General features: G+C 44.9%; 3 protein-coding genes and 1 rRNA gene. 1 reads left to right on the top strand and 3 read right to left on the bottom strand.

Going from position 1 to position 4,469, the window contains the following annotated elements; translation table 11 throughout:
• Window positions 1–8: 8 nt before the first annotated feature.
• Window positions 9–125 (top strand): 5S ribosomal RNA (gene rrf, locus IKW96_RS12500).
• A gap of 80 nt (window positions 126–205) precedes the next feature.
• Here the strand turns inward: rrf and IKW96_RS12495 are convergent.
• The 3 genes from IKW96_RS12495 to IKW96_RS12485 all read right to left on the bottom strand — a co-directional run bounded on the left by IKW96_RS12495 (window position 206) and on the right by IKW96_RS12485 (window position 3,922).
• Window positions 206–1,294 carry an MFS transporter gene (locus IKW96_RS12495; protein ID WP_296575384.1) on the bottom strand — a complete coding sequence of 363 codons (1,089 nt, stop codon included), beginning with the start codon at window positions 1,292–1,294 and terminating at the stop codon, window positions 206–208.
• 328 nt (window positions 1,295–1,622) lie between these two features.
• Entirely contained in the window at window positions 1,623–3,149 is a 1,527-nt protein-coding gene (locus tag IKW96_RS12490; RefSeq protein ID WP_296575381.1) for a diguanylate cyclase, read from the bottom strand.
• Window positions 3,150–3,175: 26 nt separating this feature from the next.
• Window positions 3,176–3,922, bottom strand: coding sequence for a hypothetical protein (locus tag IKW96_RS12485; RefSeq protein ID WP_296575378.1), 747 nt, complete (start codon window positions 3,920–3,922; stop codon window positions 3,176–3,178).
• Window positions 3,923–4,469: the final 547 nt, after the last annotated feature.

The following is a 4,469-nucleotide window of genomic DNA, read 5'->3' as shown; positions in this document are numbered from 1 at the left end:
AATATTTAGTCGGTGCTTATGGCAATGAGGTCACACCCGTTCCCATTCCGAACACGGAAGTTAAGCTCATTCACGTTGACGATACTTGGCTGGTGACGGCCCGGGAAACTAAATCAGTGCCGACACTTTAAGGACTGCTTTCGCAGTCCTTTTCTGTTTATGCTATTATTAGAGCCTTACTCTTCCGAGTAAGGCTCATTTTTAATCACCAGCAGGTAAACAGATAACCCGCAAGGGGTGAAAGTACTATCATTATCAGTGAGAAGCTCAGAGACTCCACGGAAGTAAGTGTCGCTCGCTGCTCCGAGGGGAACATCTTCTGCAGTTTCGCATTAGTCCGTACCTGCAATGCGTCGTCGCCAAGTGCTGCTATAAAGCCGCCCAGTGCCATTATCAGACAGCTTTCCGCGTGTTCGAGCCCTATTCCGCCGATAACCAATGCCGTAGTACACGCAAATACTATCTTATAGCTCAGTTTTGGCAGTTTCAGTATCAGCTTCGAGCCTGCAACGCCGCCGAGCTCCATGAACAGGAGTACAGGACCGAGCCAGCGGTTTGCAAGCCCTTTTTCGGGGATCTTAGCCTGCAAGAAGAACAGAAGCAGTATATCCACAGCTCCCACAAAGGAATTGCACAGCATTAGTCCCATAGCTTTACGTGCGCTTTTCAGAAATCGCAGGCTTTCCCTGAAGCAGTCGGCTATTTTAGTAAAAGTCCCTTTGGTGTCGGGGATTTCTTTCAGATTCACCTCCGTAAGCGTCGAGAGCACTATGAACTGTGCCGCACATGAGATGAGGTCTGTGGCGTAAGCGAGTCTGTAGCCTATTGTTAGCGCAAAACCTGCACACAGAGTCGAGATACCGCTGCAAACCCTGTAAATTATGAGCTGATTTGACTCATATTTCTCGAATTTGTGTGCGATACGTCCCTTTTTCATTGAGTCATAGGCAAGGGCGTCGCCCGTTCCCGAGGAAAAATTATAGGTCAGGGCGTGAAATGCGATTGACAGGCAGACCGTGAAAAAGCTGTTGGACATTATCATAATCAGAGTTGCTATGGTGTACATTGTGGTGCTGACCATGAGCATTTTCTTTCTGCCGAATACGTCAGCCATAACTCCCGAGGGTATCTCGAAAAAAATGCTCACTACATGGAAAATGGTTTCGGAAATGCCTATTTCCACAAGGCTGAAACCTCTTGCGGCGAGTATGGCAAGCCATGCGCCTGTTATTGTCAGGTTGCTTATTATTGATGATAAATACAGCCTTGACAGCTGTTTTCTTATATTAAACATAAAAAATCTCCTTAAACTGAATTTTGTAAGCAGTTAAGGAGATAATGCGCGATATATCGTTGATCTTTACAGTTTTTAAAAGCAGTTCACTTTAACTGACTAAAGCTGCAAAAGGGCGCACTATCCCCGTCATAGGGAAAACATCGCCTTTTTGAAGTTGTACATTGGTATTTTTCCAGAACATACTATCAGCCTCTTACGTGTAAAAATGGTTTATTCGTATAATTTATTATAGCACATTAATATTGGTCTGTCAATAGAAAGAATCGCCCCCGAGGGCTGTGCGACCGCTCGGGGGCTGAGTTCCTATATGGGTATTATGTAGATCTCATGAACCAAGTTCTGTGAAGTTGATACGTCCGTGCTCGGATTCGGGGTCCTTGTTGAGCATAGACTTCAGCACAGTAATAACGGAAGTGTTGATGCTTCCTATCTTCTTGGCAACAGCGGCTTTGTAGCCAAAGTTGACCTTGCCCATTGAAGGCGTCTGCTGAGCGGCTGTGAGCCTCTCGTAAGCCTCCTGAGCGTCGCCCAGTATATCGCCTGTCTTTCTTTCAGCACTTGCTGTCTGGAATGCTACAACGAACTCGTCAGAGCCTGTTCGGTAGATCCTGCTGTTCTTGAATACCTGATTAAGGATATCCACGGTCCTTACCAACAGCCAGTCGCCTGTATCGTTTCCGTAGCGTGAGTTTATCTCGCTGAAATTGACGATATTGAACATTACGAAGTAGAACGGGTGCTCTTCGGTGGACTTTGCTTCTTCAAAGTCCATAGAAAATGCGATACGGTTCCTTACGTCCGTGAGAACGTCCTTGAACATTGCGGTATAAAGGGATTCCTTGGTCTTGTTGCTCTTTATTATGGTATTTGCAAGCTTCTGATTGATCTTTTCCTGACGCTTTGTGATAAAGCTGAACAGGACTACAAGACCCACGATCGCGATTCCGAAGATCGCCATATATGTACGCATAAGGTGGGACAGCGAGTAAACCTCGTCCTTTGTATCGTCCAGCATGAGAAGCCAGTTGTACTTCGGCATATAGGTATATGTTGAGATATAGGTCTTGCCGTTCTGCTTGTACTGGAAGTTTCCCTCGGTCTTTGCATTTTCGTCGCTGAGCTGCAGGCATATCTTCTTTATGGATTTGTTGCTTGCAGTGCTTCCGATGAGGTCAGGGTCGTTATTGAAGATGTACTTGGTATCCTTAACGTTTACCATAGTGTACATACTTTCCTCGACGCCCTTTATTTTAAGGTCGTTGAGTGTGTTTACAAGCTGGTCGGTGAATATTCCGAGACCAACGAGACCTATTGGCTCGCCGCTTTCGTCATAGACAGCCTTGTACATGGAAACGATCTGTTTTCCGCTGGCAGGGGAGATGATGATACCTGTATCGTATACCTCGTTTCCTGCCGCAAGCATAGCGTCCTGGAGCTGCTTGAGGGGGTCAGGGTCCTTACGGGTTATCATTCCCACTACCTCGGGATTCGTATGTGCAAGAACATGGGTATTCCATTCACTGACATATATTCCTTCAAGGTTGTTGATGTCCTTGGAATAGTTTTCGGTATAAGCCTGTGCTTTTGCTTGCAGACCCGAGTTTCCGGGATCCTTGAGCAGATTGGTTATCTGGTCGGCTTTGCTGTAGTACTGGAGTATTTTTTCTGAGTTTTCCACGTAAGTCTGGATAATATGAGCTCTTTCATTTGTGATAGTCTGCATATTATCCATAGAGCTGTTTCTTGTTGTTGAGCTGATAGTTTTTGTTACAACAAGTGAAAGAATAATCATGACAATAAGCTCTATGATAAGTACAATACTGATCGTCGATAGCTTTTTACGCTCTTTCATGATGACAAAATACCTCCCCTTATATATTAAAACTTCTTAAAGAAGCCGAAACGCTTTTTCGGTGACGGCAGACTGTTAAGAAACTCGTCTGTGTCGTCGTCTGCGGCTTTCAGGAGATCCTTTACCCTTCCCTTCAGGATATCTCCGCTGGAGTTTACGTTGTTTGCCTCGACTGTTGCCGAGACTTCATGAATTTCTGCGGTGCTTACGGACTTTACAGGCTCCTTTTCGGGCTCTTCCTTAACGGTTTCAGCCTTTTCTTCTGCTGGTGCGGAGATCGGCTGTGCCGGACTGTCAGGAGCAGTCTGTACAGGAGCAGCCGTAGCGTGTGCTGCGTATTGCGGTCGCTGTGTAACCGGCGGTATATTGAAGTTCTGAGGTTCTGGAACTGAGCCCATAGGCGCAGCGAACATACCGACTTCGTTTATGCTTATCATTCTGTCGCTCATGAGTATCATGCAGTTCATATTGTCGGGAGCGAGCGACAGGATATATCCCAGACAGTTGTTGCACGGAAGCATGGGTGTTCTGATCTGGGTGCCTATGAGCAGCAGAGCACGTATGACGTATTCGCCTGCAGCCTGCATATTGCGGACTGCGTCGACCTCTGCGTGTATGAGCGCGTTCATATCCGCACGGCTTATACCCGTATATATCCTGCCCGACCCCGATTCTATCGAGCAGACGGTGTCAGCAGGGGATATAAACGCACCTGATTCAAGCAGTCTTATTGCTGTTGAATGAGCAGCATTGAAAATAGCTTCTGTATTCATGTGGCTTCACCTCTGATCCTTTGAAGAATAATACCCTTGGTATTTCGTTATTTTATGTCCGAAATACAATATTTTGTCAGGAACTCTTAAAATTTTTCCTCTTTGTTATATAAAAATTATACACCTTTTTGATATATTTTTGCAACCGAAAAAACGAAGAAAAGGTGGATATTTGTTATTAATATTTTGTGATGTTTTAACAAACAGCGCCGACAGCTTGAAATTGTCGGCGAATAAATCCCGTAATACAGGGAACTAACGGCATTGATTATTATAATGAATATATTTATTGTATATTCATATTCTTTAAGGATTAATGATTAATGAATTTACAACAAGTATAGCACTGTTAAAATTATATAAAAATTCCGCCCCCTTTTGTCTAAATGGGCGGAATGGAAAATAGGTGTATACGCCGTCACCTCAGAGCCATCTGCACGGACTCTCAGAGCCACGTTGCCGCGCCTTGAGAGCCACCTTCACGGATCACAAGAGCCACTTAGTAAAAAGTGATATAATATCAAAAGCACATCATCTGATGTGACTT

The sequence above is a fragment of the Ruminococcus sp. genome (genome assembly GCF_017549005.1).
GTDB lineage: Bacteria > Bacillota > Clostridia > Oscillospirales > Ruminococcaceae > Ruminococcus.
The sequence above is the reverse complement of the archived record's forward strand: the minus strand, read 5'-3'. Positions and strand labels throughout refer to the sequence as shown.